The organism is Actinophytocola sp. (assembly GCF_036002505.1).
Classification (GTDB): domain Bacteria; phylum Actinomycetota; class Actinomycetes; order Mycobacteriales; family Pseudonocardiaceae; genus DASYTH01.
Window position 1 is genome coordinate 1 of record NZ_DASYTH010000422.1, and the last position, 5,091, is coordinate 5,091.

General features: G+C 70.8%; 6 protein-coding genes. 2 read left to right on the forward strand and 4 right to left on the reverse strand.

All coding sequences use genetic code 11. The annotated features are described in order from the left end of the window. Window positions 1-260 (reverse strand): hypothetical protein (locus VGR06_RS37380; protein ID WP_327563950.1); only part of this gene is annotated, 260 nt, incomplete at its 3' end. Window positions 261-374: 114 nt separating this feature from the next. Between VGR06_RS37380 and VGR06_RS37385 the strand changes: the two genes are divergently transcribed. Further along, a complete protein-coding gene (locus VGR06_RS37385; RefSeq protein WP_327563954.1) occupies window positions 375-1,562 on the forward strand; it encodes an XRE family transcriptional regulator in 1,188 nt (395 codons plus the stop codon). Between the two features lie 289 nt (window positions 1,563-1,851). Further along, complete coding sequence (locus VGR06_RS37390; protein ID WP_327563951.1) at window positions 1,852-3,342, forward strand: hypothetical protein; 1,491 nt, start codon at window positions 1,852-1,854, stop codon at window positions 3,340-3,342. Window positions 3,343-3,413: 71 nt separating this feature from the next. On the opposite strand, the gene VGR06_RS37395 is transcribed toward VGR06_RS37390, so the two are convergent. From VGR06_RS37395 to VGR06_RS37405, 3 genes are all read right to left on the reverse strand, one after another. Continuing rightward, window positions 3,414-3,716 (reverse strand): PKD domain-containing protein, encoded by a 303-nt coding sequence (locus tag VGR06_RS37395; protein ID WP_327563952.1) that lies wholly within the window; start codon window positions 3,714-3,716, stop codon window positions 3,414-3,416. Further along, window positions 3,683-4,825 (reverse strand): lactonase family protein, encoded by a 1,143-nt coding sequence (locus VGR06_RS37400; protein WP_327563953.1) that lies wholly within the window; start codon window positions 4,823-4,825, stop codon window positions 3,683-3,685. The genes VGR06_RS37395 and VGR06_RS37400 overlap by 34 nt, the downstream gene beginning before the upstream one ends. A gap of 94 nt (window positions 4,826-4,919) precedes the next feature. Next, a partial coding sequence (locus VGR06_RS37405; protein ID WP_327563955.1) for an SDR family oxidoreductase occupies window positions 4,920-5,091 on the reverse strand: 172 nt, incomplete at its 5' end.

Genomic DNA, 5,091 nt, shown 5'->3' on the forward strand with positions numbered 1-5,091 from the left:
ACGGCGTCGGGGAGGAAGTCTTCGCGGGTGGGCCAGCGGTTGAAGAAGTCCTTGCGGGCAGTGCCTTCGTTGGCGGAGGTGGAGAGGCGGATGATGTCTTCTGTGCGGAGCCAGTCGAGCGCTGTGGGGAAGCGGACTTGGGCGATCGCTTCCTGGCGGCCGGAGCCTACTCGGAGGTAGGCGTCGATGAGTTCGGCTGCTGTGGAGAGGAAACGTTGAGCCGTCTCGTCGTGTCGAGAGGCGATGTTTCGAGAACCCAACCTGCGCTCCTGGCTGCCGGGAAGGTAACCGAACCATTACACAGGGTAGGTATACGGGGGCCGAAAAGGAAGGGCCAGTCGGCCTAAGGTGAGGGGGTGGTGACGGATCCTCAGATGCCGCCGGGTGAGCGGATTCGCTTGTACCGTAGGCGGATCGGACTGACGCAGGAGCAGTGTGCGCAGCTCAAGGGGTGCACGGTGTCCGCTTGGCGGAAATGGGAGTCCGGTGAGCGGCAGGTGGCGGCGTTCTCGGATTGGATCGAGATTGCCAGAATTCTCCGGGTTCGGGATCTGTACAAGCTGACCGGGTTGCCGGTGGGTGAGATGCCGGAGGAGCAGCCGGAGCACGATACGGTGCCGGCGATCCGGGCGGCGATGATCTCCTTCGAGCCCAGGCTCGCCGGGGCGCCGGACGTCGGGAAGCTGGGCCAGGCGGTGGACACGGCGTGGGACATCTGGCAGGAGCGGCGGCCGTTCACGCAGGTCGGGTCCATGCTGCCGGGGCTGATCACCGAGGTGCGGGCGACGATGCCGCTGGTGGACGGGGCGGAGCGGGACCGGCTGCTGCACACCACGACGATGCTGTACGTGCTGACCCGGTCGCTGACCAAACGTGTTGGGGCGTATGACGTGTCGCTGCTGGCGGCGGACCGGGCGATGGCCGCGGCGATCAAGGCCGATGACCTGGACTACCGGGCGGTGGCGGCGTGGAACCTCGGCATGATCCTGGCGGAGCAGGGGCACACCGACGTGGTGCTCCAGCTCGCCGCGGACGCCGCCGCGTCGCTGGAGCCGAAGCTGGACGACGACACGCCGGCCCGGATGAGCATCTTCGGCACGCTGCACCTGTTGCGCGCCATGCAGTTCGCCCGGCTCGGGGACGAGGCGGCGGCGATGTCCGCTGTGGACACCGCGGACGCGGTGGCGGCGAAGACCGGTGACCGCAACGACTTCCGTACGGTCTTCGGGCCGACCAATGTGGGGATCTACCGGGTGTGGCTGGCTGTCGAGCTTTCCAAGCCGGGCGAGGCGATCCGGCTCTCGCAGCGCTACGACGTGTCCGCGCTGCCCAGCGTGGAGCGGCGGTTCTTCTACTACGTGGAGCTGGCGCGGGCGTACAGCATCCGCGGCGAGGACGTCGCCGCCGTGCACCTGCTGCTGCGCGCCGAACGCGAGTGCGCCGAGGAGCTGCGCTACAACGTCGAGGTCCGCGCCACGGTGCGCGAGCTGCTGCGCCGGGAGAACGCGCTGACCCGGGCCGAGTTGCGCCCGCTCGCCGACCGCATCGGCATCCTGCGCTGACTACTTAGGGGTGACCCAACTCGTGGTGGTGCCCCAGCGCGTCCAGCGACACGGTGCGGGGTAGGTAGTTCCACCACGATCCGGGGTAGTTACCTGCCGGTAACCGCTTTAGCTGGAAGGTATCGATCACCGGACGGACCGGCCTGACCAGGCCAGAACCCGTTCCTCCGGCGGCCGGTCGCGGGCACCGCGTGGGTGACGGTGCCGGCGGCCGGCTTCCGTGGCTCGCGCCCACAGGCGCGGCCGTCTCCCGGGCGCTGGGGGCCACACGGATTGGAGAACCTTCCCCATGTCGATCACCGGCACGGCCCGAACCTCGTTACCCCCCAGCAGGTCCTGGTGGCTCATGGGCGGCATGCTCGGCCTCGCCATCGGTTACTTCCTCTGGTACACGCCGTATGCTGCGCTCACCAAGGCGCTCTCCGCCGGCCTGCTGCCGGGCATGGACAAGCACGTGGGCGGCCTCGTGCTGCTCCCGGCCGCGGCACTCGGCACGCTGATCGGCGCGCCGCTCTTCCTGGCGGTCACCGGCTGGCGGCGCTACGCCGGCACCCGGGAGGTCCGCGGCCGCAGCCGGCGCCTGCCCAGCAACACCATGATCACAGCCGGCTTCTTCATGGCACTGGTGATCGCCACGACCACGCTGAACTACACGTTCGCCGGCGTGTCGATCCTGTTCATGCTGCTCATGATGCGCGGCGGAATCCTGATCCTGTCACCGGTCGTGGACACCGTCCGGCGCCGGACGGTCCGCGCCAACTCCTGGATCGCCCTGCTGTTCAGCCTGGCCGCGGTGGCCGTGGCGCTCAGCGACGTCAACAACTACACCCTCACCGTCGGCGCCGTGCTGAGCCTGGCGATCTACTACACCGGCTACATCGGACGGTTCCGCATCATGAGCCGGATCGCCAAGACCGGCGACGAGCTCACCGACCGCCGCTACTTCGCCGAGGAGGCCATGGCTTCGGCCGTCTGGCAGGTCGTGCTCTGCGCGGTGCTGGCGATCCTGCCGCTCGGCCCGGTCGCCACGGCCCTGCGCGAGGGCTTCACCTCGTTCCTGCTGACCCCCGCCGTGCTCCCGGCCCTGGGCATCGGCCTGCTCTACTCCGCGCTCTACGTCTACGGCACGCTGATCTACCTCGACCCGCGCGAGTACACCTGGTGCGTGCCGGCAAACCGGTGCGCCAGCCTGCTTTCCGGCCTCGTCGCGTCGTTCGGCCTGACCGCGCTGACCGGCATCGCCGCGCCCGGCCAGGGCCAGCTCGTCGCCACCGGCTTCATCTTCCTGGCCATCGCGGCGCTGAGCTACCCGGCGATCCGCGCCCTGGTGCGGACGCACCGGCTGATCCTGTTCGTCTGCGGCGGCAACACCTGCCGTTCCGCCATGGCTGAGGCCATCGCCCGCGCCGCGCTGACCGCCCGCGACGCGCGTCGCTGGCGGGTGAGCAGCGCCGGCGTCACCGCGACACCCGGCGCCACCATGCCGGCCGAAGCCGTCGCCGCGCTCACCACCCTCGGCGTCCCGGTCAATGGGCACAAAGCGCGCGCGCTCACGACGGACCTGGTCACCCGGGCGAACACCATCTACTGCATGACCGACGCCCACCGCGACGCCATCCTCGCCCTCTCCCCCGGCGCCGCGGCCAAGGTCAACCGCCTCGACCCCGCCGCCGACATTCCCGACCCGCACGGCCAGCCGCCGCACGCCTACGAGGAATGCGCCGAACGCCTGCGCGAGGTGATCCTCCAGCGGCTCCCGGCGCCGGCGATCCTGAGCTAGCGTGCGATGAATGCGTCCTTCCTCGCGCCCACGGTGAGGAAGGACGCATTCATGGCACTTCGTCCACGGCGTTAGCGGACCACGACGGTCCGGGTGGCCCGCGCTGCGGCTGATCCGGTGCACAGCGCGGACCGCCCGGTGTACACAGGGGTCGTCGAGCAGCCCTCGTCGTCGGTGACCACGAGGGAAACCTGGTAGCTCCCCGCCCGATGATAAGTGTGATCCGGCCGGGGACCGCCGTCGCGCAGCACCGTTCCGTCGCCGAAGTCCCAGTCGTAGCGGGCGATGCGGCCGTCCGGGTCGGCGGACGGGGTGGCGTTGAACCGTCCATACGAGACGGTTAACCGCGCGGTCGGCCCCTGGTTCGGCAGCACCGCGATCGCGTCGAAGGCCGGCGCGTTGCCCCGGACATGATCCGGGCGACGTCCGACAGCGAGCCGGTAGCCGGATCGATGTCCAATGTAGACACGAGGTTGGTGAAGAAGTCGCTGACGTACAGGCGCCGGCCGTCCGGGGTCATCGCGAGCCCGGGACCGGCGATGCCGCGCAGCGGCGGCCCGGCGGGCGTGAGGGCGCCGTCGGAGCCGACGGCGAACGTCCAGATGCCCTGGTCCTCGGGGGAGAGCACCGGGCGGGTCGCGACCGCGGACACGTAGAGGTGCCGGCCGTCCGGCGACAGCGTCACGCCCTCCGGGGTTTTCGGTACAGGGTAAGGAGATCCGGGCAGCGCGGAGAGCGAGCCGTCGGGTCCGATGTGGAACCCGTAGATGCCGTCGGTGGCCGAGCAGGCGAGGTAGAGCGAAGCGCCGTCGGGCGTGAGGGCGAAGCCGGTGCCGGCCCCGCCGGTGGGAATTGGCGCGCCCGAGGGGCCGAGGCTGCCGTCGGGCAGGCGCGGGAACACCACGATCGCGTCCGGGACCGTGTCCAGCGGCGTGCCGTGGCTGACGAACAGGAACCGGCCGTCCAGGCTCACCGCGAGGTTGCGCGGGTTGAGCAACCCGGTGGCCACCGGCGCGCCGAGTGGGGTCAGCGTGCCGTCGCCGCCCACCGCGAACGTGGAAACCGTGTGCACGGCGATGTTCGCGGTGTAGAGCGTCCGGCCGTCCGGGGCGAGGGCGATGCCGAACGGGCTCGCCCCACCGGTGGTGACCGGGGTGCCGAGCTGGGTGAGCTCGCCGCGCCGGCCAACCCGGTAGGGGTAGACCACGCCCTCGTCGGTGGCGGTCGCGTAGGCGAACCGGCCGGACGGCGCGAACACGATGCCGCGCGCACCGGCGCCGGCCGGCACCGGCTCGCCGAGCGGAGTCAGTGCGGCACCCCCGGCGAACACCGCGACGTTGTGCGGGCCCAGGGTTCCGTCGAAGCTCCGCCCGCTGTTGGTGACGTACACCGGACGGCCCGCGACCGGAACCGCGGACGCGGTCGCCGGAACCGGCACGGCGGCCAGCAAACCCAGACACACCAGCACACACCGCACCCGCATGGCACACCCCCCAGCTTGTGGAGTCCTTACCCCGCAACCTAGACAGGGCACGCGCGGACCACCGCCCCAGCGCGTGGCACCACCCCGCACCGGGTCAGGCGATGCTGAAGCCGCCGTCCACGGTGAGCACCACGCCGGTGACGTAGCCGGCGTCGGGCCCGGCCAGGTGCACGATCCAGCGCGCGATCTCCTCGGGCTCGCCGACCCGGCCGGCCGGGATGCGCGCGACGATGTCGGCGGTGAACGCCTTGTGCTGCTCCTCGGTG

Bases quoted from the DNA above. Each gene is read 5' to 3' on its own strand.
- VGR06_RS37385 (WP_327563954.1), top strand. From the start codon at position 375: ATGCCGCCGGGTGAGCGGATTCGCTTGTACCGTAGGCGGATCGGACTG.
- VGR06_RS37400 (WP_327563953.1), bottom strand. From the start codon at position 4,825: ATGCGGGTGCGGTGTGTGCTGGTGTGTCTGGGTTTGCTGGCCGCCGTG.
- VGR06_RS37390 (WP_327563951.1), top strand. From the start codon at position 1,852: ATGTCGATCACCGGCACGGCCCGAACCTCGTTACCCCCCAGCAGGTCC.